This window comes from Pseudonocardia sp. ICBG1034 (genome assembly GCF_020131375.1).
GTDB lineage: Bacteria > Actinomycetota > Actinomycetes > Mycobacteriales > Pseudonocardiaceae > Pseudonocardia > Pseudonocardia alni.
Genome location: NZ_JAHLEK010000017.1, coordinates 614,419 through 638,437 on the forward strand (window position 1 = coordinate 614,419; position 24,019 = coordinate 638,437).

General features: G+C 73.1%; 22 protein-coding genes, 1 tRNA gene and 1 pseudogene. 9 read left to right on the forward strand and 15 right to left on the reverse strand.

The genetic code is table 11. From position 1 onward, the window contains the following. Positions 1-176: 176 nt before the first annotated feature. The 4 genes from KPF22_RS17600 (at position 177) to KPF22_RS17615 (ending at position 3,847) form a co-directional block, all read left to right on the forward strand. On the forward strand, positions 177-1,226 hold the full coding sequence (locus KPF22_RS17600) for a hypothetical protein (RefSeq protein ID WP_224402718.1): 1,050 nt from the start codon (positions 177-179) through the stop codon (positions 1,224-1,226). Between the two features lie 81 nt (positions 1,227-1,307). Further along, on the forward strand, positions 1,308-2,174 hold the full coding sequence (locus tag KPF22_RS17605; RefSeq protein WP_208818506.1) for a manganese catalase family protein: 867 nt from the start codon (positions 1,308-1,310) through the stop codon (positions 2,172-2,174). Positions 2,175-2,351: 177 nt separating this feature from the next. Then, on the forward strand, positions 2,352-3,110 hold the full coding sequence (locus KPF22_RS17610) for a triacylglycerol lipase (protein WP_208818505.1): 759 nt from the start codon (positions 2,352-2,354) through the stop codon (positions 3,108-3,110). Continuing rightward, complete coding sequence (locus tag KPF22_RS17615; protein WP_224402719.1) at positions 3,107-3,847, forward strand: GAF and ANTAR domain-containing protein; 741 nt, start codon at positions 3,107-3,109, stop codon at positions 3,845-3,847. Before KPF22_RS17610 ends, KPF22_RS17615 begins: the two co-directional genes overlap by 4 nt. Here the strand turns inward: KPF22_RS17615 and KPF22_RS17620 are convergent. Next, positions 3,820-4,101, reverse strand: coding sequence for a hypothetical protein (locus KPF22_RS17620; RefSeq protein WP_224402720.1), 282 nt, complete (start codon positions 4,099-4,101; stop codon positions 3,820-3,822). The genes KPF22_RS17615 and KPF22_RS17620 overlap by 28 nt on opposite strands. 116 nt (positions 4,102-4,217) lie before the next feature. On the opposite strand from KPF22_RS17620, the gene ppk2 reads away from it, so the two are divergent. Both ppk2 and KPF22_RS17630 read left to right on the forward strand, forming a co-directional pair. Beyond that, positions 4,218-5,189: a polyphosphate kinase 2 gene (gene ppk2, locus KPF22_RS17625; protein ID WP_224402721.1), complete on the forward strand. Its 972-nt coding sequence runs from the start codon at positions 4,218-4,220 to the stop codon at positions 5,187-5,189. Between the two features lie 448 nt (positions 5,190-5,637). Further along, entirely contained in the window at positions 5,638-6,012 is a 375-nt protein-coding gene (locus tag KPF22_RS17630; RefSeq protein ID WP_208818622.1) for a DUF6158 family protein, read from the forward strand. A 61-nt stretch (positions 6,013-6,073) separates the two neighbouring features. Here the strand turns inward: KPF22_RS17630 and KPF22_RS17635 are convergent, their stop codons facing one another. The 7 genes from KPF22_RS17635 to KPF22_RS17660 all read right to left on the reverse strand — a co-directional run bounded on the left by KPF22_RS17635 (position 6,074) and on the right by KPF22_RS17660 (position 12,934). Then, complete coding sequence (locus tag KPF22_RS17635; RefSeq protein ID WP_305080336.1) at positions 6,074-7,162, reverse strand: catalase; 1,089 nt, start codon at positions 7,160-7,162, stop codon at positions 6,074-6,076. Beyond that, positions 7,048-7,545, reverse strand: a complete 498-nt coding sequence (locus KPF22_RS32725) for a catalase (RefSeq protein ID WP_305080337.1) — start codon at positions 7,543-7,545, stop codon at positions 7,048-7,050. The genes KPF22_RS17635 and KPF22_RS32725 overlap by 115 nt, the downstream gene beginning before the upstream one ends. 38 nt (positions 7,546-7,583) lie before the next feature. Further along, positions 7,584-8,960 (reverse strand): aldehyde dehydrogenase, encoded by a 1,377-nt coding sequence (locus KPF22_RS17640; RefSeq protein WP_224402722.1) that lies wholly within the window; start codon positions 8,958-8,960, stop codon positions 7,584-7,586. A 153-nt stretch (positions 8,961-9,113) separates the two neighbouring features. Further along, complete coding sequence (locus KPF22_RS17645) at positions 9,114-9,878, reverse strand: alpha/beta fold hydrolase (RefSeq protein ID WP_224402723.1); 765 nt, start codon at positions 9,876-9,878, stop codon at positions 9,114-9,116. Positions 9,879-10,049: 171 nt separating this feature from the next. Next, on the reverse strand, positions 10,050-10,550 hold the full coding sequence (locus KPF22_RS17650) for an ATP-binding protein (protein ID WP_224402724.1): 501 nt from the start codon (positions 10,548-10,550) through the stop codon (positions 10,050-10,052). Between the two features lie 841 nt (positions 10,551-11,391). Further along, on the reverse strand, positions 11,392-12,330 hold the full coding sequence (locus KPF22_RS17655; RefSeq protein WP_224402725.1) for an alpha/beta hydrolase fold domain-containing protein: 939 nt from the start codon (positions 12,328-12,330) through the stop codon (positions 11,392-11,394). A gap of 178 nt (positions 12,331-12,508) precedes the next feature. Then, positions 12,509-12,934, reverse strand: a complete 426-nt coding sequence (locus KPF22_RS17660) for an STAS domain-containing protein (RefSeq protein ID WP_224402726.1) — start codon at positions 12,932-12,934, stop codon at positions 12,509-12,511. A gap of 817 nt (positions 12,935-13,751) precedes the next feature. Here KPF22_RS17660 and KPF22_RS17665 point away from each other — a divergent pair. Continuing rightward, entirely contained in the window at positions 13,752-14,144 is a 393-nt protein-coding gene (locus tag KPF22_RS17665) for a hypothetical protein (protein WP_224402727.1), read from the forward strand. 103 nt (positions 14,145-14,247) lie between these two features. On the opposite strand, the pseudogene KPF22_RS17670 reads toward KPF22_RS17665, so the two are convergent. Further along, positions 14,248-14,520, reverse strand: a pseudogene (locus tag KPF22_RS17670) (DUF418 domain-containing protein); the annotation flags it as partial. 1,263 nt (positions 14,521-15,783) lie between these two features. Then, positions 15,784-16,440 (reverse strand): TetR/AcrR family transcriptional regulator, encoded by a 657-nt coding sequence (locus tag KPF22_RS17675; RefSeq protein ID WP_224402729.1) that lies wholly within the window; start codon positions 16,438-16,440, stop codon positions 15,784-15,786. Between the two features lie 88 nt (positions 16,441-16,528). Here KPF22_RS17675 and KPF22_RS17680 point away from each other — a divergent pair, with 88 nt between their 5' ends. Next, positions 16,529-17,944 (forward strand): serine hydrolase, encoded by a 1,416-nt coding sequence (locus KPF22_RS17680; RefSeq protein ID WP_224402730.1) that lies wholly within the window; start codon positions 16,529-16,531, stop codon positions 17,942-17,944. A gap of 313 nt (positions 17,945-18,257) precedes the next feature. After that, positions 18,258-18,701: a GIY-YIG nuclease family protein gene (locus KPF22_RS33635; protein WP_374107498.1), complete on the forward strand. Its 444-nt coding sequence runs from the start codon at positions 18,258-18,260 to the stop codon at positions 18,699-18,701. 433 nt (positions 18,702-19,134) lie between these two features. On the opposite strand, the gene KPF22_RS17690 is transcribed toward KPF22_RS33635, so the two are convergent. The 5 genes from KPF22_RS17690 to KPF22_RS17710 all read right to left on the reverse strand — a co-directional run bounded on the left by KPF22_RS17690 (position 19,135) and on the right by KPF22_RS17710 (position 24,005). Then, positions 19,135-19,208 (reverse strand) — tRNA-Pro (locus tag KPF22_RS17690). Positions 19,209-19,235: 27 nt separating this feature from the next. Continuing rightward, entirely contained in the window at positions 19,236-19,943 is a 708-nt protein-coding gene (locus tag KPF22_RS17695; protein WP_224402732.1) for a response regulator transcription factor, read from the reverse strand. A gap of 44 nt (positions 19,944-19,987) precedes the next feature. Continuing rightward, complete coding sequence (locus KPF22_RS17700; RefSeq protein ID WP_224402733.1) at positions 19,988-20,761, reverse strand: DUF5995 family protein; 774 nt, start codon at positions 20,759-20,761, stop codon at positions 19,988-19,990. A gap of 74 nt (positions 20,762-20,835) precedes the next feature. Then, on the reverse strand, positions 20,836-23,745 hold the full coding sequence (locus KPF22_RS17705) for an AAA family ATPase (protein ID WP_224402734.1): 2,910 nt from the start codon (positions 23,743-23,745) through the stop codon (positions 20,836-20,838). A gap of 26 nt (positions 23,746-23,771) precedes the next feature. Then, a complete protein-coding gene (locus KPF22_RS17710; protein ID WP_224402735.1) occupies positions 23,772-24,005 on the reverse strand; it encodes a hypothetical protein in 234 nt (77 codons plus the stop codon). Positions 24,006-24,019 lie beyond the last annotated feature (14 nt).

Consider the following 24,019-nt stretch of genomic DNA (forward strand, 5'->3'; position numbering starts at 1 on the left):
CCGGCGGGTGGGTCCCCGGGTGTCCCGGGCGGACGTCCGCTCCGGCCGGCGTGTGATCGACGTCGACGGGTCGCTGGTCGACACCAGCTGGGCGTCGGTCGTTCCGTGCCGCCCGGTCCCCGGCGGACGACCCCGTGCCGGGTTTCGCGCGGTCGGCCCCGGGGAGGCGCCGCCCCATGACAGGACCCGCTCGCGACGACGGCCCGGACGGGGAGACGGCGGATCGCGAGTGGCTGGTGGTGGGGCTGCTCGCCGACCCCGACCTCGCCGAGGACGTCGCACGCGACATCGCGCCGCGGCTGCAGGACGAGCTGCCCGGCGAGGTGGCGGGACGGGCGGTCGGCTGGACCGTCGTCACCGGCCGGGACGCGTTCGAGTCACTCGGCAGCCCGGACACCGACCTGATCGACAAGGCCCGCGAGCGGGTCGCCGACACCGGCTGGGACCTCGCCGTCTGCCTCACCGACGTGCCGCTGCGTTCCGGCGGGCGGACGGTCGTGGCCGATGTCGCCGACGACTGCGTCGCTGTCGTGTCGCTGCCCGCGCTCGGCTCTCTGCGGATGCGCGACCGCGCCCGGCGCGCCGTCGGCGACGCGGTGACGACGATGGCTGCCCAACGTCTCGACCCCGGGTCCGGCTCCACCGGCACCGTGCCCGCCCGCCGAGGCGGCGGCCTGCGTCTGCTGGCCGGGATGGTGCACGTGAACCGGCCATGGGCGCTCACGATGGGCCTGACACGCTCGCTGGCCGGCGGGCTGGCCGGCGCCGCGTTCGGGGTGCTCTACCCGAGTATCTGGACGCTCGCGGCCTCGATGCCCGGCTGGCGGCTCGCGGTGGCCCTGGCCGGCGCAGTAGCGGTGCACGTGGGCTGGCTGGTCGTCGGGCACGGCCTGTGGGAGCGCCGCGGCGACCCGCGCCGGCGCGACCGGCCCAGCACCGGGCTGCGGAACTCGGCGACCGTGGTCACTGTGCTGCTCGGCGTCGTCGCCTACACCGCCGTCCTGTTCGCGCTCGCACTGGCCGCGCTCCTGGTGATCGTGACTCCGGACTACCTCGGACAGGAGATCGGGCACCCGGCCGGGTTCGGCGACTACCTGGCCACCGCGCTGATGGCGACCGTCGTCGGCACCGTGGCCGGCGCGATCGGCTCCGGGCTGGAGGACGGCGCCGCGGTGCGGCGGGCGGCGTACCGGACGCGCACCGCGGAACGGGTCCGGGACGGATGACCGGAATCATCCCGGCGCACCCGGGTAGGAGGGCCGCGCCGCCGGAACCGGCGGCGACCCGAGCGGCCAGGAGGTCGACACGTGTTCCGACACACCAAGCTGCTGCAGTGCGAGGCGAAGCCGGACGGCCCGGACGCCGTGCTGGCGCGCAGGATCCAGGAGCTCATCGGCGGCGCCTGGGGCGAGATGACGGTGGCGACCCAGTACCTGTTCCAGGGCTGGAACTGCCGCATCGAGGGCAAGTACAAGGACCTGATCATGGACACCGCCACCGAGGAGATCGGGCACGTGGAGATGCTGGCGACGATGGTCGCCCGACTCCTCGAGAACGCGCCCGCCACGGACGTCGCGCACGCCGTCACCGACCCGGCGGTAGCCGCGACGATGGGCGGGATGGACGTACAGCAGGCCATCGTCGGTGGCGGCGGCGCGCAGCTGCGCGACTCCAACGGGGTGCCGTGGAGCGGTGCCTACATGGTCGCCTCGGGCAACCTGCTCGCCGACTTCCGCACCAACGTCGCCGCCGAGTCGCAGGGCCGGCTCCAGACCGCACGCATCTACAACATGACCGACGACCCCGGCGTGAAGGAGATGCTGAAGTTCAACCTCGCCCGCGACACCGTGCACCAGAAGCAGTGGATGCGCGCCATCGAGGAGCTCAAGGCCGACGGGATCGAGGGCGACATCGTTCCGGACGATCTGCTCGACGTCGAGGACCAGGTCCACAACAACACGATCTGGCAGCTGTCCGACGGCGGCTCCGGCCCCAACGGCGGCTGGAGCCACGGCGAGAACGCCATCGACTACCTCACCGACCCCAAACCGCTCGGCGGGCCGGGCACCGCGCCCAAGCCGGACCCGGAGCTCTACGCCAGCTACGCCGGCGGGCAGAACGCGATGGGCACCGCGAAGGGCAAGGCCCAGCAGGCAGCCGAGAAGCTCCGCTGACAGCCGGAGCGGTCGCACCGCTCAGGTGAGCGCACGCCGCGTGACGGGCCCGGCCCGGCGCGCGGCGTGCAGCTCATCCAGGACGTCGTCGTGTCGGCGCACCCGACCGCGTTCCGGTGCCACGCGTGCGTCCGGGCGTACCGGGTAGGTGGAGGGCCCCGACGGACGGAGGCTCGTGTGCTCACCGCTCTCGTCGCCGCAGGCCTGGAGAAGGCCGGCGAGCTGACGATGCCCGCTGCCGAACCGGCTCCGTGGCCCGACCCGCACGTCCACCGCGATCCGGTACTGCTGCTCGGTGGTCTCGGCACCACAGCCCCGTTCCTGCGCCCGCTCGCGGGCTGGCTGCGCGCCCGCGGTCATCCCGTGGTCGCGGCCGCCGTCGGTGCCGGGTTGGGGTGCGGGCGCGCCACCACCGACCAACTGGAGCCACAGCTCGCCGAACTCGCCGACGCGACCGGGCGACCGGTGCGCCTGGTCGGACACAGCCGCGGCGGGCAGTTCGCCCGCGCCCTCGCCCACCGCCGTCCGGAACTCGTGGCCGGCCTGATCACGGTCGGAACGCCGTTCCGCCTCGTCGGGCTGCGCGCGCCGATGCTCGTCACCGTCGCCGCGCTGACCAGCGTCGGGACCGCCGGCCTCACGGGGGTCGCCCGAACCGCATGCCTCGTGGGACGGTGCTGCCGCGGGTTCCGCGACGCCCAACGCGCACCGGTACCCGCGACGGTGCCGTTCACCTGCATCTACAGCCGTGGTGACCGGGTTGCCCCGCCACGCGTGTGCACCGATCCGCAGGCGGTGAACATGGAGGTTCCCGGTGGACACACCGGGCTCCTGATCGGCGCCCACGCGCGGGAGGCGATCGCCGAGGCCCTCGACCGCGACACCGCACACGACGACACCGGGACCACCCGGCACACGGAGAGGTGCCCGCTATGACCGTGCCCCCCGATACCGAGGCTGTCCTCGCCGAGCTGCGCGATGCAGCGGCCGGGTTGGTGTCCGCCCGCCACATCACCGACCTCGACGACTCGCTGCGCGGCATCGTCACCGCCGCGGTCGCGACCGTGCCCGGCGCCGAGGGCGGCGGCATCTCCCGCACCCACGGGCGGCGGGTCACGTCGCACCACCCCAGCACTCCCCGGATCGCTCAGCTCGACACCACGCAGAGCCGGCTCGGCGAGGGGCCCTGCGTGGACGCCGCCGACCGTCCGCCTGCCTCCGGCGTGGTGCACGCAGACGACCTCGGGGGCCCCGACGCGGCGCGCTGGCCGCGGTTCGCACCGCGAGCCACGCGGCTGGGCTACCGCTCGATCGTGTCGACCGGACTGGCTCACCGGACCGGCCCACACACAGCGCTCAACCTCTACGCCCGGAACCCGCATGCTTTCGGCGACACCGCCCACGCCGTTGCCGGGCTCTTCGCGGTGCAGGCCGCAATGCTCCTGCACGGCGCCGAGCACACCGCCCACCTGAAGCGGGCGCTGGAGAGCCGCGACATCATCGGCCGGGCGAAGGGCGTGCTCATCGAGCGCTTCGGGCTCGACGACGACGCCGCGTTCCGCCGCCTGGTCACCAGCTCGCAGGAGACCAACATGAAGCTCGCCGACGTGGCGCGGTGGGTCGTCGAGGACGCCGTGGCCCGGCGTCAGGAGCGGGGCAGCTCGTCGGCGTAGGGCACCGGATGGTCCGCGCCCTGGTCGAGGAACGTCTCGTTCAGGACCTGGGCGATCACATTGTGCTCCAGCGCGGACATCGGGTGCTCCCCGCGCAGCAGCGCGGCCAGACCGTCCGGCCCTCGGGTGCCGCCGAGGGCCAGGTAGTTCGACCACAGGGTGCCGTCATCGAGGCCGGACAGCTCCAGGCCGAGCAGCAGCGCGCGTAGCGACTCGTCGTGCCGCGCGGGATCCAGGATGCATCGCGGGTTCATCGGTCACGGCTACCCGCTCGCGAGCGGTCCTGCACGGGTGTGACGGCGGGGCGATTCCGGGCGATTCGTCCGGCCGGGGCGGGGTACCTCCGCACGGAGACGGAGAAAGGGGTGCCATGACGTCGATCGGACAGGCGGTGGACGGCTTCCGCGGGCTGCCCGACGTCGCGGGGCGGTCTGCGTCGACCCGGCGTGAGCTCCGGGAGGCGTTGCGGACCGTCGACCTGCTGGACGACACCCACACCTGGAGCGTGCACGACGACGTCGACGGTGACGGGGTCCTCGTCGACGCCGACGGCCGGGAGGTCCGGACGTGGTGTGAGGAGTCCCCCTACACCGAGCGGATGCCGCGCGAGGAGTACGAGCGCACCAAACGCGCCCTGCAGATCGAGCTGCTGAAGCTCCAGTCGTGGGTGAAGGACTCCGGCGCCCGGGTCGTCGTGCTGTTCGAGGGCCGCGACGCCGCCGGCAAGGGCGGCACCATCCAGCGCTTCACCGAGCACCTCGACCCGCGCGGCGCCCGGGTCGTCGCCCTCGACAAGCCGACGCCCACCGAGCAGGGGCAGTGGTACTTCCAACGGTACCTGGAGCGGCTGCCCACAGCCGGGGAGATCGTGCTGTTCGACCGGTCCTGGTACAACCGGGCCGTCGTCGAGCGGGTCATGGGTTTCTGCACCGACGACGAGTACGAGCGCTTCGTCCGCGAGGTCCCTGGCCTGGAGCGCTCGCTGGTCGACGACGGCATCCACCTGCTGAAGCTGTGGTTCTCCGTGTCGCGCGCCGAGCAGCGCACCCGGTTCGTGATCCGGGTGTTGGACCCGTTGCGCCAGTGGAAGCTCAGCCCGGTCGACCTCGCCGGAATGGCGCGGTGGGAGGACTACACCGCGGCCAAGGAGGCGATGTTCGAGCGCACCCACACCGAGCACGCGCCGTGGACGATCGTCGACTCCGACGACAAGCGCCGCGGGCGGGTCGAGGCGATGCGCTGCCTGCTCTCCGGGCTCGACTACCCGGCGAAGGACGTCGCCGTCGTCGCCACGCCGGACCCGCTGGTCGTCGGACCCCCGGCGACCGGGAACCGCCCCTGACCCCGGTCGCCCCGCGGCGCGGCGCGCGACCCGGGACGGCCCGAGCACGACCTCGCGACGCACCACGGCGTCCGCCGGATCGGCGGCGACCTCGCCGCCGCGGTTCCCCGCCTCGCGCAGCTGCCCGTGCGTCCGCTCCGCAGGGAGGTCGTGCTGCTGGGCCGACCACCCCACGGCCTGCTCGATGCGGGCGCGGCGGGGTGCCCGCAACGGCACAGCGTGGACACCGTGGAACCCCTAGCCGGTCGCGGTGACGACAACGGTCCCACCCGCGCGACGGGCGCGGGGGTGGTCGTCCCACGCCCGCGCCCGTCTCCCCACTACGCGGTGCCCCTCCGCGTCGAGGGAGCATGCCCGGGGTTCGGCATTCCACACCTCCGGCACGCCTCGCGTGCCCGGCCGCGGCGCGGCCGGGTCTACGGCGGCGGGTACCGGGTAGGCGCCTGCCATGACCGATCCGCTGCGGCACGACCAGGATGACCACCAGGACCACGACCAGGACTCCGAGGCCACCATGACCGCTCCGCCCGGGCTGCGTCCCGACGGCGGTGCCTCCTCGGACGCCTGCGACGCAGACGTCGGCACGTCCGGCGAGGATGCAGCGGCCACTCGCGGCGTCGCCCCGACCGACCTCACCGACGACGACCTGCGCCGCGAGATGACCCACCTGCACGAGACCCGCCACGACACCGTCCTCGGTGGGACCGAGGACGCGTTGCAGGTCCACACCACACGGATGCTCGCGCTGGAAGCGGAATTCCTGCGCCGCCTCCCGGATGAGGCCGCCCCGGATCCGCGCCGCACGCGCGCCGGGAGCCGCTGAGCACCGGACGCGGGCCGCGGGGGGCACCCCTCGCGGCCCGCGCCACTTCGGCCCACTCCCCTCAGCCGGGAACCCGGCGGTGCTCGTTCGGCACGCAATGGGTCATCGTGTGCCCTTCCACGTCGCGCGGGCCGTTGGCGCCCAGGTTCTCCAGCCGCTTGCGTTCGCCGTCATCGAGCGTCTGTGTCTCGAGCGGTGTCAGGTCACGGACGTCGTCGGCGGTGATGCCGAGCCCCTCACCGACCCGGCGGCCCAGCTCGTCCTCGCACAGGAACAGGTGCCACACCATCCGGCGCCGCACCTCGTCGGTGGCCTCGCCGATGTTCGCGACCAGGTTGCCGACGAGGTCGTCGCGCTCCCAGTCCTGCATCAGCAGGAACCGCTCACCTGCCTGCGCGTAGTCGTTCGTGCGTGGCAGCCGCGCGCGGGTGAGCCGTCCGGTGAGCTCCGGGCCCTGCTCGTCGGGGTGCGGGTAGTCGGCCTCGGTGAGCCCGCCCATGGCGGACGGTTCGTAGTTCACGTGGGGGTTCTCCCCGCCGGTGTCGACGACGTAGGTCATCTGGCCGTCGCGCTGGTTGGTCGCGGGCGGCCCGTTGCGGGGCGCGTTGACCGGGAGCTGCAGATAGTTCGGGCCGACGCGGTAGCGCTGGGTGTCGCTGTAGGAGAACGTGCGCCCGACGAGCATCTTGTCGTCGGAGAAGTCGAGGCCGTCGACGAGCACACCGGTGCCGAAGCTGATCTGCTCGTTCTCCGCGAAGTTGTTCGCGACGTTGCGGTTGAGCTGCAGCGTGCCGACCTTGCGAGGCGGGAACATCTCCTCCGGCCACACCTTGGTGTCGTCGAGCGGGTCGAAGTCCAGCTCGGGATGGTCGTGGTCGTCCATCATCTGGACATGGAGCTCCCACTCGGGGTACTCGCCGCGCTCGATGGCGTCGAACAGGTCCTTCGAGGCGTGCCCCAGGTCGTCCGCCTGCACCGCGGCGGCGTCCGCCTCGGTCATCGACGCGACCCCGCAGGTGGGCAGCCAGTGGTACTTCACCAGCCGGGTCTCCCCATGCGCGTCGACCCACTTGTAGGTGTTGACGCCGAAGCCCTGCTGGTGGCGGTAGTCGGCCGGGATGCCGCGTGGGCTGAACAGGTTGACCAGCATGTGCCGTCCTCGGTGTAGAACCTGACCGCGAAGCCGCGAGGGTCGCGGGCGGCCTCGGAGGAGTCGCGCCCGCCGATCACGGTGGAGAACCGCAGTGCGACCTCGGTCTGCTTGCCCTCGGCCGCGAAGAGCTTCGCGCGGGTGAACCGCTCGATCGGCTCGTCGCCCCACCGCCCGGTGGCGGTGAAGGTGCCGTAGGCGGTGAACCCGCGGGCGTGCACGACCCGCTCCGGGATCCGCTCCCGGTCGAAGTGGCTGATCCTCTCCAGGAACTGGTAGTTCTCCAGCGTGGCCGGGCCCCGCGGCCCGACCGTGCGCTCGTTCTGGTTGTCGTGGACGGGATGGCCCTGTCGAGTGGTGAGGTGGCGACGCTCTTCGGTCATGGCCGGGCGCGTTCCCGCTGCGGGGACATCGAACCCACTCAGCGCTGTGCGGGCGCCCCCTCCAGGTGCACGACCTTCACCGTGGTCATCTCGTCGAGCAGCTCAGGGCCGTGCCCGAACCCCGTACCGCTCGCGCCGCGCGGCTGGGCGGCCCCACCGGGCGCCCCGCCGAACACGTTGTTGATCTTGACGGTTCCGACGGGCAGCGACCGCCACGCGTGCTGCGCGTGCGCCATGTCGGAGGTGAGCACGGTCGCGGCGAGCCCGTACGGGTCGTCGGCCGCCTCGCGCAGCGCGGTCGCGAAGTCGGGTACCACCCGGACCGGCGCGACGGGGCCGAACGTCTCGGTGGCGAACACGTCCATCTCCGGGGTGCAGTCCTCCAGCACGGTCGGCGGGTAGAACGCGCCGGGACCGTCGGGCAGGGCGCCTCCGGCGCGGACACGGGCGCCTGCGTCGACGGCCCCGACGACCTGGCGGTGCACCTCGGCCCGCAGGGTGCGGTCGACCATCGGACCGATCCGGCCGCCCCACGGAGCGGCCTGCCCTGCGAGCGCGTCGAGGAACGGGGCGGCGACGTCGGCGTGCACCAGGATCCGCTCGACGGACACGCAGATCTGCCCGGAGTTGGCGAACGCGCCCAGCGCGGCCTGCTCGGCGGCCCACCCCGGGTCGACACCGGCGTCGACGACGAGCGGGTCGTTTCCACCGTTCTCCAGCAGCGCGTACGCGCCGGTGACCGCGCAGGCGGCGCGGATCTTCCGGCCGGTGGCGGTCCCGCCGACGTGGGCGACGACGTCCACCTCCGATGCGGCGAGGCGGGACCCGACCTCGCTGTCGCCGTCCAGGATCCGAAGGACGTCCGGCGGCAGGTGCGCGGCGATGATCTCGGCGAACCGACGTCCCGTCGCCGGGCATCGTTCGCTCGGCTTGTGCACCACGGTGTTCCCGGTGGCGAGCGCGGCGCCGAGGAGCCCGGCGGCGACGGCGACGGGGTCGTTCCACGGGGTGAGGACGGCGACGACACCGCGCGGCCCGGGGACCATCAGGTCGGTCGCACCGGGGTCACCGTGCAGGGTACGGCCGCGATGCACCGGGCCGAGCTCGGCGTACTGGATGAGCGTGCCGACCCCGGCGTCGACGCCGCCGCGGGCGTCGGCGGCCGGCTTACCGGTCTCGCGGCCGGTGAGATCGGTGAGCTCGTCCGCGGCGGAGCGGACGGCGGCGGCGGCGCCGTGCAGCGCGGCGGCGCGTTCGGCGGCGGGGGTGGCCGCCCAGCCGGACGCGGCGGCGCGGGCTGCGTCGACGGCGGCGTCGACCTCTGCGGGATCGGCCTGCGGTACCGGCCCGATGACGTCGCCGGTGCGGGGGTCGTGAATCAGACGGTCGGATGTGGTCGGCTCGACGAGGGTCATGCCGCGCGCCTACCCCACACGTCGGCGCTCACCCCGTCCGACGTCCTGCGAGATGGTCCTGCGAACGGATCGGCAGGCGGACAGGTCCGCTCAGGGCTGTCCCACCGCGAACGCGGCCACCGCCGGCCGTGCGGGTCGCACCGGGCGAGCCGGCTACGGCTCGTGTCCCGCCCGACCGCGCCCGGCGGAGACGAGGAACGGGCGCAGCGCCACGGCCAGCTCGGCGCCGTGCGTCAACGGCGCCATGTGCGCCGCCGTCGCGACGTCGGCGACCTCGGCCGCCGCGGCGGAGGAGGCGAGCCGGGCCAGCCAGTCGGCCGAGCAGATCCCGTCGCGAGCGCCGCGCAGCAGCAGCACCGGCCCACCGAACCCGCCGACCACATCGGACAACGGGTGGCGCCGCGTGGCCTCCAGCGCGCGAACAAAGCTGACCATGCCGCTGTAGGTGTAGTCGCGCACCAGCTGCGGCACCTGCTCCGGGCGCTCGGCCACCACATTGCGCAGCCACCCCCGCACCAACGCCGCCCGGCTCCCCGCACGCGGGTCCGCGGTCGGGCCCACCAACACCAGGGCAGGCACCCGGCCCGGGGCGGCACGGGCCGCCTCGGCGACGACCTGACAGCTCGCCGAGTGCCCGAGCAGCACGGCGGATCCGATCCCGAGGTCGTCCATCCGCCGCAGCAACCGCCGCGCCGACGACCGCGGGTCCAGCGGTGCCCGCGGCGAGGCGGGCACCCCGTAAGCGGGCAGCGCCAGCGCCGTCGCCGGGAACGGCGGATCCAGGCACGACAGCGTCGGCTCCCAACCGCGCACCGACAGGCCGAGCCCCGGAACGGCCACGGCCCCGACCTGGCCGAACCGGACACCGTCGGGGAGCGGTAGTACCTCCGGCGGGCAGATCCGGGCCGGCAGCCTCATCGGTCCCCTCCGCGGTTCTGGCGGGTCACGCCGATGAGCACCCGCGACGGCCCCCTCGCGTCACCGTCGAGCGTCACCCCGCCGGATCCGGTGCGGCTGCCGCAGCCGCTGCCGGTGCGCGAGGCGTCGATCCGGTGGACGGGCGCGGGTGGGCGTGCCGGCACGAGCCGGTCACGGCCGTCGCGGAGCAAGGCTGACCTGCGGGCCAGGACCGACCGTGGCCCACACCGTCTTGTCCCGCGCCCGGCGGACGACACCCCAGCCGGCCACCGAGTCGACGATGGTCAGACCGCGTCCGCGGAATCCGCCCCACCGCGACCGGCCGACCGTCAATGGTGCCTGCGGCAGCCCGTCATCGACCTCCACACGCACCTGAGGAGGTCGGCGATGCACGTAGATGCGGACAGTGTCCGCCCCACCCCCGTGATCATGAGCGTTGGCGATGAGTTCGGTGACGACCAGTTCGGCGTCGATACGCAGTTGCTGATCGACACCACGCAGCTGGTCGCGCAGCCAGCTCCGGACAACCGTCAGGCGAGGCGGGGTGCACCCGTCCAAGACCAGCAGAGGCGAATCGAGTTCTGGCACCGTACTTCCCGGGAGGTGGGCCCGGCGGCCGAGCACATCCGTGCGGCCACCGCGAATCACGTACCCGCTCGCCGCGGCCTTCACACACCGGTTCGTCGTGCCCTGCGTCGTCGCACGGCCCGCCTGCCGTGCGGCCGCCCCGACGGGCCGCGCCGACCGACGAAGCCGTTCTGCAACGGGTCGGACAGTGGACCAGCCGGGCGTGGTACGCCGAGCACACCCGCGCCGCAGCGCGGGCGACGGCCGCGTGATCGGACGCCGTCTCCCGCGTGGCATCCGAGGCCGCGGCGGCTGCGGTCGCGGAGTGGGCGCGGCGGGGAGTGTGCCAGTCGTGCGGGTGGACGACCGGCTCGGTGCCCGACCGGTAGGGGCCCTCGCCACACGTGCCTCCGTCGCCGTCGGTGACCGAGAGCACGTCGACGCGGACGGCCTGTTCGCCGGCCCGGGCCAGCAATCCGCCGACCGCGCAGACGTCCTCGTCCACGTGCGGGGTCACCACCACCAGCCGGTGGCACAGCTGGACGTGCAGCGGCCGCGTCCGATCGAGCTCTGCCCGCCATCGCGCATCCAGCAGGCGCGGGCCCACCGCCGACCACCACGCATCACAGCGGAACACCGGCCGCCTCCTTCCTGATCGGCGCATCGTCGTCACTTCGCGCCGGTCCGAGGTCGGGCCGTCCACTCGCGAAGTGGACGTGCCTCCACCCCCGGCCCCGGACCACGATCCGACGACCCCGTGAAGGCTGGGAGGGCGCGACGGGCGGTCACACACGGGCGCTGAGCGGGGTCGGGGTCCTGTCAGGCGTGCCGGATCCGGACAGGGATCCGGCGACATCCGGACGGCCGCGGCCCGGACGGTGCGCAACCGTGCGCCGACGGCTGACGACCAGGGTGTCGCGGGTCGGTGGCTCCGGCCACCGGCCCGTCAGCGACGCAGGAAGTCGAGCAGATGACCACGGGCGACCCGGCCTTCGGGCAGCGGATGCATGATCCAGTTGTGGTACATGCCCCGGTACTGGCGCAGCTCGATCTCCTGTCCGACCCGTTCGGCGTCACGCCGTAGCCGCCGGGCGTCGGCGAGCAGGAGGTCCCGGGTGCCGACGAAGGCGGCGATCCGGCCGAGCCCACGCAGGTCGGCATCGACGGGGCTGATCTCGGGATCGTCCAGCGCGGTCCCTGCCGCGTACCAGCGCCCTGCCTGACGCAGCCCGTCGACCCCCAGCACCGGGTCGTCCGGCGCGATGCGGACCGACATCGCGTCGCCGACCGCCAGGTCCAGCCACGGGGAGAGCAGCCCGATCCGGGAGGGCACCGGCTCGCCCCGGTCGCGCAGCCGCTGGGCCAGCGCCAACGCCAGCCCGCCACCGCAGGAGTCGCCGAGCACGATCCGGTCCTCGGCCCGGTGTCCGGCCAGGAACCGTTCGTAGGAGTGCTCGGTGAACGGCCAGATGTCACGGTGGTCTGCCGCCGGAGCGAGCGGATACATCGGCAGCGTGACGGTCGCGCCGAGCCGGGCGACGAGCCAGCGCGCGAAGTTCCAATGGTGTGCACCGGGCTGCTCGACGAATCCGCCGCCGTGCAGATGCAGCACGTGCACCTCCGAACGCGGACCCCGTGGCGGCTGAAGTGTCCAGCAGTCGTGCCCGTCCAGCGCGGTGTGCCGCACGCGTGTGGTCGCGCGTATCCACCACGGTGGCCGGGTGCCGCTCGGATCCTGGTGCTCCGCCAACAGTGCGCGCATGGTCGCCGGGTCGTCGTAGAACGCCGATGTACGCCGACGGAGCTTCCAGGCGATCACGCCCCGGGCGCGGGCACTGACCCTCGTGCGCGAGCTGTCGATCTCCCCCGATCCGATGTCGGTCATGTCGACGTCGTACCCGGGCGGGGGCGGTGTGAACGCTGCGGCGGCTCGACGCGCATGGCCGTGTGCGACGGCGCCGTGGGGCCACTCCGGGGGCGCTCGGCGCCGTCCCGGTCATTCTGGGGCCGACCCGGCTCGGCCACGGCCCGTTCGTCACGGCGACACCGACCCGCCGGGAATGTCACCTCCGCCCGGTGGCGGAGGTGATGGCGACCTCGACGGTCGGGTACCAGGTGAGCGCAGCCAATCTCCGCTGCGCGGCGGGCGAGAGGAAACGCAGGTCGAAGGTCCCGGCCACGGCCAAGCCGATCCGACGACGGGTACAGGCATGAAGCGCGTGCGCAAGCGCCTCGGGGCCACCTCGGCTGATCGTGTCCGACTCCGACACGTCGATGACGACGGTGTCGAGCCGTCGGTGACCGGCACGGGCCATCTCGATCTCCGCATCGAGGAGGCGCAACAACCGGCCACCGGAGGCCGAGTCGAGATGGCCCCGTGCCCGGATGACCGACGTGCCGTCATGAGGGCGGATCACGAACGGTCGCTCCGCGCCCGGTCGCGGGGTTGAGGTACGACTGCCGTGGATCGCAGATCCGGGATTCTCCATGGCCGGCTCCCAGCACAGGTCCATCGCGCGCAGAGCGCTCCGGGCGGAACGGCGAGCTGGTGCTCGACCCGGTGTCGTGCAGCTACCCGGATCGTCGCGTCCCACACCTCACGGCACGAGCCCAGGACCACCCGGGTTCCGCCCCGCCGCAACCCGCGACCGTGACGGGTACCCGATGACGAGACTGGACAGGTGAGCCTTCGCTCGTCGGCCTGGGGCGCCCACCGGCGCACCGTTACCGGGGAGCCGCCACGTCGGCCACCGTGCGCGCGGTCCAGCCGGCGTTCCAGCGACATTCGACACCACCCGACGCCCTACCTCAGTACGGGCGTCTGGATCGCGCCCACCGCGACCCGATCGCCGCAGACCCGCACCGCGACCGTCGCCGAGATCGCCACGGGGTGGGGTTCGGTCACCCGTCGCGGTTCGCGGCCCACTGCCGCGCCGCACACGCGGTGCCACCGAGCCGCACCCTGCGCCCCGGCACCTCGACCGGCGCGCGGTGACCGGATGCACCGCCGGTCTCGGCGATACTCCCCGCGATCGCGGGTACAGGACGACGATGTGGACCTGGAGCCGGAAGCCCACGGGGTGCGGGCCCGTCAGCACGCCACCCGGTCCGTCCGACGCCCGCGCCTGCAGTGCTCGGGCGGCACGACACCGCCTCTCGCGTCGGTACAACGCCGGCCTGCATCAGAGCGCGACCCGGGATCACGACATGGACCGTCCTCCGACTGTGGTGCGACTGTCGGGTCGGCCGCGTTCGGGATCTCTGCAGGAACCGATCTCGGCCGCAGGAACCCGGCGGTAGGTGGCGATGGGAGACAAGCCGGATCCCGACCGCAGGACGTACTGGGGCGCGCGATATGCCCGCAGCTGGTTCACGATGCTCGTCGGGGCGCCTCTGGCGGTCGGCATCTACCTGTCGATCCTGCAGAACACGTCGGCATGGCTGGTGCTGGCGCCGATCACCGTGGTGATCGTCGCAGCGCTGTGGCTGGTGCCGGTGGCGGTCGTCTCCGACAGGGGCATCCGGTTCGTACTGTCCGGCACGACCCTGCCCTGGTGCCGGGTGGCAGCGGTACTCGACCCACGCCCCGGGGACGAGGTGGTGCGGCTCGAGATGACCGACGGGCGCATCGTCAGGGTGCCTGGCGTGCCGCCGAGCGAAGCACCCCACCTCCGGACACTGCGCTCCGGTGGGTCCTGAGCGCACGCGCCGCCACCCGCCGTCCGCTCCGCGTGGCGGTACGGACTCGTTCTGTCTGCAGCTCCCGCACACGCAGTGATGCTGACGCGCCCTGCGCACGTGGTCAGGCTGTCGCCGGACGCGGAGCCCTCCGCCCGGCGCCGTAGGTGAGGCGGCGCAACAGAGCCTCGGCCGGCCCGCGCCGGCCCGCGCGATCCAGACCAGCGGCGACGACCACGGTGATCACCCAGGTGGCGACGGCGACCGCGGCAGCCGTCGCGGCGCCGAGCCGCCCGCCGAGGTCGAGCAACGCCGGCTCGGTGGCGACGAACCACACCGGCGACTGCGCGATGTAGAAGGTCATCGACCGGCGACCGCAGGCGACCAACGCGTTCGTGACCGGTCCGCGCCGCCGCCCGAGGCGGGCTGCACAGTCCTCGGCCCCGGGCGTCGGCCTCCCGGGCCGGCCCCGCGCATCGTGGCTCTGTCAAGATCCGGAGAACGCCTGCTGTACTCGGCCGGTACCGGCTTTCCCGCGGCGCCCGACGGTGGGCTGCTCCTCAGCCACCCCGCACCGAGTCGAGGCGTCGATCGGCCGGGGTCCCGGTGCCTCGGTCCGAGCGCCGGGACGAAGGTCGGGGCAGTGGCCGGCCATGTCGGGTGGCCCGGTCCGTTCGGGTCGCCGCCGCGGGCGACGGCGGGCAGAACAGCAGGTTCTCCCAGTCCTGGAGCACACGAGGCCTTCCTGATGGTGGGGTAGCGCCGCAGCCGCGTCGGCTCCGCCGGCGAGACCACCGGGTTGGGAGCCCTGCCTGGCCACAGGGGTCAGACCGGTGAAGGCCCTGCGGTGGCGAGGGCTTGTGCGGGTCGATCCCGATCCCCTACGCGAGCGTGCAGCTCGTACAGATGCTCGGGCGAATCGACGCGACGGTCGGGATCCCGTCATCGGTGACGACACGCACGACCTCGACGGGATGACGGGGCCCGCCGACGCTGAGCACGACTCCGCCGAGCCGGTGGCGACCGGCAACGGGGCCCGGACGTCGGCGGCCATTACGGCCGCGCCGAGGGCTCGGAACGTGCGGCACGGTGCAGCGCCGCAGTGGACGTCCACCGTCATGTCCACCGCCACGTGGTGGCCGAGCTCGAGGCAATCCCCGTCCCGGGGATTGCGGGGCGTGCAATGGTCGATCCATGGACATGGCACTTCGGGCTGGCCTCGGTCGCCATCTCAGCCGGTGTGTCGACCTGTGCATCGCTCACCTGCGGCGCGGCGCAGCCACGACTCGCGGACCGCAAGAATCCGAGCGGCGTCGGCGGGAGTGCGCAGCGGAAGCGCTCCGACGCTCTCCTCCCTGGGCGGCACCGCTTCCCGAGCGCATGCCGGCTGCCCGCGATACCGAACCCAACCGCACCACACCGCGCTAGATTCACCCGAACGGCACAACCATCACGGAGCATGAACTCTGACCTCTTTCCGCGCCGTGGAGCGGCGTGCTCCACGGTACGACCACAGTGGACTCACGCATGATCATCCAGGACGATCATCCGAGGATCACCGCTGTCGCCGTACCCACAGGTCAAACACAGAGAAGACGGGGCGCGGCCGCCGACGTCCGAGTTGGTCTGCGCCGTCGCGAGACGGTTGTCTGCGGGTCAGTCACTCGATCGCTGCGCTCCCGGTTGTATCGACGATTGCCCCGGGTTCCATGTTGCGCACGGCGGCGATGACGAACGAGCTTGCCATCGCGCCGGCCCGTTCTGGGCTTGTTCGTTCGACGACGACAGCTTGGTATGTGCCATGGACGGCTACACCGATGATCATCGCGGCGATCATGTCGGCGGAGGCCGAGGCGTGCGGGTGGCGAGCGTCGAGGGTCCGGCGGACCCGCCGCGCGACCTCATCCCGGATCGTGTCGAGCAGCGTCTGACGGATGCGTGCGGCGGGTCCGGCGGCCTCGGGGCCGAACAGCAACCTGAAGCCGGCGGGGTTGGCGGCGGCGTGGTGGAAGAAGGCGAGCATGTCACCTTCGAGCTGCTCGGACACGCTCAGTACGTCGGCGGACTCGTATGCGGTGACCAGGTGGACGCGCATTCGCTCGGCCTCCCGGTGCAGACACGCGGTGTAGAGGTCGTCCTTGCTGCCGAACCGGCTGTAGTACGTGGCTTTGGTGGCCGTGGACCGTTGGGTGATCGCGTTCATCGTCGCGCCGTGATAGCCACTCTCGCCGAAGACCAGGACGGCGGCGTCGAGGAGCTCGTCGGTGCGCCACCGCATCCCGTTGCGGGTGCGGGTGCCCTCCTCGGCCGAACTCATGGAGCCAACCTACGGCCCACCCGTATCCCCTGAGTTATACCGCTCGTTCTGACTCAGTGAAGGCCATCACCGGTCGAGGAGGACGGGCATGATGAGGAAGGCAGCGGTACGGACGCTGGCCGCAGCAGCTACCTGCGTCGCACTGGCCGGCCTCGTGATGGTCGGGCAGGCCCAGGCCGACCCGGCCCCGGCCGCAGATGCCTCGACCGCCTGCCCGCTGCCGTCCGGTTCGGCCGCACCAGGCCGCTCCGACCCGGGCGCCCAGCAACTCGACCCGGCCGCCGTGCGCGATGCCGTGGCCTACGCCCAAGCGAACATGCGGCTCTCGGTGCGGATCTACCGCAACAACTGTCTGGTCGGGACCGGACCGCTGGACCCGGTCACTCAGAATGTGCCGTTCAACGTGTTCAGCTCGACCAAGAGCGTCGTGTCGATGGCCACTGGCATCGCCTACGGGCAGCGCAAGCTTGCCCTCGACGACCCGATCGGCAAATACCTACCCGAGGGGCCCGGCTGGGGCGACGCCGACCACCGAGCGATCACCATCCGCAACCTGCTCAACGAGGCCGGCGGGCTGGACGAGGCCATCCTCAGCGAATTCGCCACGATCGGCAACGACCCGAACGTGGCACGTCAGGCCCTCGCTCTGCCGATAACTCACGAGCCCGGCACGAACTTCGACTACAGCCAGCGCACCCCGGACCTGGTCGCCTTCGTCGTCGCCCGAGCCGTCGGGCAGGACTTCCAGGACTTCGTCCAGGACAACCTGTTCGACCCGGTCGGCATCGACCGCAACAGCTACTTCTGGCTGCGCGACCGCTCGGGCAACACCTACGGCTACGCGAACCTGTTCATCCCCAGCGAGCAGTTCGCCCGCCTCGGTCTTCTCATGCAGAACGGCGGACGCTGGAATGGTGAGCAGGTCGTCCCGGCCGACTACGTCCAGCAGGTCAGCGTCCCCTCTGCACCCAACCCCTGCTACGGACTGCTCTTCTGGACCAACCGCGGCGACATCTGTAAAACCACCGACATCCCCGCCAGCAGAGTTCTGGACCACCAGCTCACCCCGAGCGCGCCCCGGGACATGTACGCCATGGTCGGAGCCCTGCAGCAGAACAACTTCATCATCCCCAGCCTCGACATGACCGTCACCTGGACCGGCGTCCTCGGCGACAAGGCACCTGACCCGCAGGCCATCGCCAGCGCCAGCCCCGGCGCGGACCTGTACTACAACTTCTTCCGCATCCTCATGCGCGGGGTCCGCGACCAGGACGTCCCCGACCCCGGGCCGTACGTCGCCGATGCGGCGAGCGCGAACCTCGATCCCGCCAACTACCTCGATCCGAAGATCCTCGGCAACGGCATCGGGATCGGTCCGTACGCCCCACCCGGCTGCAACCTCGTGTTCTGCCCGCCCGGTGACCTCACCACCGGCCCACGCCAGGAGATCCCGGACATCATCGAGTCCGTTGGCGGCGCGACCGACCTCGGCAACAACGAGTAGCCGCTGGCGCGTTTCGCCGCCATCCAGACGTTGAAGCGGAACGAATCAGCGCGATCCGCAGACCTGGGGTGTTCGCGATCCAACATGCCCCGACCAGCGTGAACCTGCCCGGACGACTGTCGCTTCCTATCACCGTTGGTGGACGCGCTGACGAACGATTTGACGAACAGCGACCTCGCCGCTCGGCCCCCGGGCAGACTGCCGTGGGTGTCGCCTGCTCCCCGCCGATCGAGTCCGTCGTCGACGCGCTGATCGACAACCCGGGCCCCCACCGAGGACGTCCGCATTCTGGCGCCGTCGGTTCCGGGCCTCTATGCCTGGTGGGCGCCTCCCGCCATCCTGCCCGACCTTCCGGGCCGCCTCCGTGCAACGGTTCCGGACCTGCGGCTTCTCCACGTCGGCCTCGCGACGAAGCTCCGCGCGGCTCGCCTCGAACCATCTACGTCGGAGCGGCAGTTCAACCCTGTGCCGCACACTCGCCGGCCTCCTGCTCGATGAGCAGCAGTACCGGACGCGCTGGAGCGACCGCGTCGTCCTGGTCGACGACGACGAGGCTCAGCTCACCCAGTGGATGAGCGAGAACGTGGACCTCCACGGGGCTCCGAACGCGACTCCCCCGCTCCCACCGACGATCTCCGTCGTCAGATCGGTGCGGATCGGTGGGGACACCGATATGCGGAGGTCCCGCCGTCGCCTCGGGATGCCGCAGCGCTGCGTCACCGTGCTCCGTGACCACGACATCTTCCCCCTCGCATAGCTCGCGTTGCACACGCGACGCCAGCCGACTGCCGCACGGGTTCGACCTACTTCATCGACCGACGCACAGTAAGCGCAACAAGACGACTGAACTGCGCGGCCGTCACTCCCCGGTTCCCCAGCGCGCACACGCCAAGCGGGATCCAGAGCAGCGCGGCGCCGTCGATAGTGATCGTGACGGAACCCATGAGCCCCACCTCCAGGGTGAGTTCATGCAGGTGGCCCGCTCCGAGAGTGGTGTGGGCGACCCGGCAAGCGACATGGTGCTCCGCTGCTCCTGCTCACATAGCTCGGGGGGTGGATACGCCACTGGCAACGTCCGGACCACAACGGTTGTCGACCGCCGGGTGGTTGAGCCCCTCCCAGGGAGGACGTAGCGCATCAGACGAGTAAAGGCCGGTACCCGATGCTCTCGGATACCGGCCTCCGGCCTGTCGGGACGACAGGATTTGAACCTGCGACCCCTTGACCCCCAGTCAAGTGCGCTACCAAGCTGCGCCACGTCCCGGCCACCCCTCGCGGGGCACGTGGAACCTTACCGTACCCACGGCAGCATCCCACCGGGGGTGTCGTCCGTGGCGTCGACACTGCGCACGAGCGCGACGGCCTCCAGCTGCGACCCGACGTCGAGCTTCGCGAGCACCGCTCTGACCTGCGTGCGGACCGTGGGGAGCGACACGACGAAGTGCTCGGCGATGGCGTGCGCCCGCACCCCGCCGGCGAGCAGTTCGAGGACCTCCCGCTCGCGGCGGGTCAGGGTCGCGATGCGTTCGCGGACGGCACGCTGACGGCGGTCCCACTCGACGTAGCGCTGCACGAGCTCGTCGCGGTGGGTGGCGTGCAACAGCGACCGCCCGACGCGGGCCTCCCGGATCGCGACGACCAGTGCGGGCATCGAGGCCGTCTTCGACACCCAGGTGAAGCCGCCCTGGTGCAGGGCCGCGCCGATCCGGGTGGGGCTGGAGCTGCCCGAGAGGACGAGAACCCGCCACCCCTGGGCGCGCAGCCACGGGATGAGCGGGATGGTGTCGATCCGGCGGCCCTCGGCGTCGCGTCCGAGGTCCAGGTCGAGGACCAGCAGTCCGGGCTCGACCCCGGCGACGGCGCGGTGCACCTCGACGTGCGAGTGCGCGGGGCGGAACGCGGCCGGTTCGCCCTCCGCGCGCAGAGCCAGCGCCAGCGACGACCCGACGAGCTCGTGGTCGTCGATGATCAGCACCGTCGCGAGCGGCGCGACCGCCACCGGCCGGGGGTGTGACACCCGCCCGCCCCCCACTCGGGCGGGTGTCACGTCAGGGCTCCCAGCGTGAGCAGGCCACGCCCCAGGAGCGCGGTCCGGCGGTCGAGCGCCGCGACCTCGTTCTCGTACTCCATCGGCCGGGAGCGGAGCTCCCACAGCTCGAGGGCCTGCCGCCAGGCGACGTCGCGCGCCAGCACCACCGGCACGTCGGCGACGCAGCCGAGCAGCTGCTCGGACAGCGAGGTCTCGCCGGGGTCGTTCCGGTCGAAGCCGTCGAGCAGGCGGACCATGTGCAGCGAGAACACGTCGTTCACGGCCCGGTAGTCGGCCCGCTCGGCCGGGCCGGGGGTACTGCGCCCGAGGACCGTGCAGGTACGCACGACCGCGGGCGCCAGATCGAAGTTGACGTGCGCGTTCACCCCGACCACCGCGTACTCCACCGGGGAGATCCGCTCGTGGTGGCGGCGTTCCAGCAGCACCCCCCAGGACCGCGGCGGGGTCCCCCCGGTCGCCTCGGCGTACAGGGCCCGGAAGTAGCGGCGGGCGAACTCGACGTCGAGCCGGACCAGGAAGTCCCGGTCGGCGAACAGGTCGTCGTCGAGCTGGTCCCGGATGCCGCGGGTGATGCGCAGGTAGAGCCGGTTGAACGAGGCGACGCCGTCACCGGGGCCGTACTCGCACTCGAGGATCTCCTGGAGGTGCTCCAGGTGCGCGACGACGCCGTCGATCGTCTCCGGTGGCGTCGCGAGCAGCGCTCCGACGCGCGCCCGGCCCGCCGGGGCCGTGCCCTCACCGGAGGGCGTCTCGATGGTGGCCGTCATCGCCTGCCTCCGTGTCGCTCGATCCGGTGATCAGCCTGGTCGAACGTGCCCGGCGAAGGTATCGGGCGAATGACCTAGATATCGGTGCGGTGCTCGCGGAGGACGGCCGCGGCGCTGGTGCGGTTGGTGACGTCGAGCTTGGCGAAGACCGAGGCGAGGTGGGCACCGACCGTCTTCGGGGTGATGAACAGCCGGGCCGCGATCTGCTTGTTGGTGGCGCCGTCGGCGAGGACCTCCAGCACCTCCCGTTCCCGGTCGGTGAGCCGGGCCAGCGGACCGTCCACGGCGACCGGGGCACGACCGTCCGTCGCGACCGCGGCGAGCTCGGGCACCTCGATCCGGGCCCGGCGGGCGACCTCGGCGATCTCGTGGAGCAGCGGACCGGCCCGCAGGCCTGCGGCGAGCCGGGCGGCGCGGCGCAGGTCCGCGGTGCCGTCCTCGGTACGGCGGCCCGCCAGCAGCGCCTCGGCGCTGCGCAGTCGGGCGTAGGAGCCGGGGTAGGGCTGGCCGAGGCCGTCCAGCAGGTCGGCGACGCCTCGCCAGGTGCCCGGGTCGGACCCCGCGGTGGTCCGGGCGTCCTCGGCGGAGCACATGGCCTCGTAGCTCGCGATGACCCCGCGCAGCGCGGGGGCGGAGCGGTCCCCGCGGTCGAGGAGGTCGCGCCGGTGGCGGCGCAGCCGTCGCAGTCCGCTGGCGTCGGGGGGACGTCCGGCGAGGACGGCCTGGGCGTGCGCGCGGGCACCGTGCCAGAGCAGCGGCGCGACCGCGAAGACGTCGTCGATGCCGGACTCGACGACGTCGAGCCCCTTCCCGACGTGGGCGAACGCCAGCTCCGGGTTGCCCCGCCACATCTCCAGCCCGGCGCGCAGGATCAGCAGCGGCAACCGCTGCTTGGGCAGGCCCGTCGATCCGGCGATCAGCTCGGCCGCGGTGAGGTCGACGTCGGAGCCGTCGAGGTCGCCACGGCCCATCCGCAGTCGGGCGCGGGCCAGGCGCAGCTCCAGCATCTGCGCCCCGGACGGGCCGGCCGACCATGCCGTCGCCACTTCCCGTTCGGCCTCGTCCCAGGCACCGGCGCGGAACAGCCCGTTCGCCGCCACCACCCGCAGCGACACCGACGAGGTCCGGCCCAGCCCCAGCCCGGCCATCCGCTCGGCTCCCGCCCGGGCCGCGGCGACGCCGTCGTCGAGGGCGTTGAGCGGGCCGGTCAGCAGCTCCGCGCGCCGGGCCAGGCACTCCCCCAGCGTCTCCGGGTCGCCGTCGACCTCGGCGACGGCGACGGCCTCGGTCAGCGCGTCGAGTCCGGCGGCGCCGTCGCGGGAGTGCGCGGCACCGAACCCGAGCGTCGCCAGTACCGACGCCAGCGCCCGCGGCTCCCCCACCCGGCGTGCCGCGACCAGTGCGTCCTCGGCGACGGCGCGGGCACCGGCGTAGTCGGCCCGGTCGAGCAGCGCGGCCGCGTAACCGGCGAGGACCTCGGCGCGGGCGGCGACGGCGGTGTCGGCCGGATCGTCGCCGGCGGGCAGGGCGGCGACGGCGCGCCGGTAGGCCTCCTCCGCCTCGGCCAGCTGGCCCGCCGCGCCGAGGTAGCGCCCCAGCCGGGAGCGCAGCACCGCCTGTTCGGTGCCGGGGGGAGCGTCGGGCTCGCCCAGCCGTTCGGAGAGCAGCGCCACGGCCGAGTCGTGGTCGCCCGCCAGGGCCGCCGCGGACGCGGCCTGCTCCAGGTAGCGGCTGCGGTCGCGGACGGCGTCGGGGACCGGCAGCGTCGCTGCGCGCAGCCAGTGCCGGTGCGCCTCGGCGTAGCCGCGCAGCCGTTCGGCCTCCTGTGCCGCGTCGAGGGTCGCCGCCAGCGCCTCGTCCGGGCGCCCGGCGAGCTGCCAGTGGTGGGCGAGGCGGGCCGCCGACCCGGGCACGCGGTGGCCGCCGTGCAGCGCGGTGGCGTAGCGGCCGTGCAGCTCGACCCGCTCGGCGGGGAGCAGGTCCGCGGAGACGACCTCGGTCATCAGGCCGTGCCGCAGCGTGTAGCCGTCGGCACCGGCGACGACGACGAACCCGGCGTCGGCCGCCTCCCGCACGGCTGCGGCCAGCTCCGGCCCGTCGACGTCGACGACGGCGGCCAGCAGCGTGTGCTCGACCTCCCCGACCCCGGCCGCCACGGCCCGCACGACCTCCACCGCCCCCGTCGACAGCCCGGCGGCGCCCGCCCGCACCAGCTCGCGGACGGTCTGCGGCACGCCCCGCGGGTCCCCGTCGAGCACGGCACGGACGGTCTCGCGGGCCAGGAACACGTTCCCGCCGGAGTGTCGCCACACCAGGTCCTCGACGTCGTGGCGCTCCGGTGCCCACTGCGCGACCAGCTCGGCCAGCTCGTGCCGGGGCAGCGGCTCCACCCGGGCGAAGCGAACGCCGCGGTGCCGGCGCAGCTCCCCGGTGAGCCCGAGCAGGTCGATCGGGACGCCACCGGCCGGGTCGTCGCGGTAGGTGCCGACCAGCAGCACCGGCGACGACGACAGCGCCGCCAGCAGGTAGGCGAACAGGTCGCGGGTGGAGCGGTCGGCGCGGTGCAGGTCGTCGACGACGAGCACCACCGGTGCCCGGCGGGCCGCCCGCTCGACGACGGCGGCCAGCTCGCCCAGCATCTCGACCCGCCCGGCCGGCCCGTCGGCGCGGTCCAGCCGGGACAGCGCGGCCGCGCACTCCCGGCCCAGCGCGCCGCGGGTGCGGGACTGCTCGCGCAGCGCCGACACGACGGGCCAGAACGGCGGGGCGTCGGCGATGTCCAGCGCGCGGCCGGACAGCACGACCGCGCCGCCGCTCGTCGCGGTGCGGCCGAACTCCGACACCAGCCGGGTCTTGCCGACCCCCGCGTCGCCGCCGAGGAGCACGGCCGAGGCCCCGCCGGCGACGGCGTCACGCAGCGCGTCGGCGAGCAGGTCCAGCTCCGCGACTCGGCCGTGGAACACCTCGGCCGGGGTCTCCCTCACGCCCGGCCACGATAGTGACGGTGTCGTCACCGTTCCAGGGGTCCCGCGGCGACGGTGCGCCGGGCGAGCAGGATCGACAGCCAGGCGTGGACGCGGGCGTCGGGCTCGCAGCCCCGGCCGTCCCACGGGTGCAGCAGGTCGGCGTACCAGGAGGCCTCGGTGCGGGCGTCGTCGACGAGTTCGTCGCCGCCGCACAGGGCCAGCGCCAGCTCGCAGGCGGCGCGCACTCGCCACACCCAGAGCCGCTCGAACACCGTCACCTCGACACCGTCAC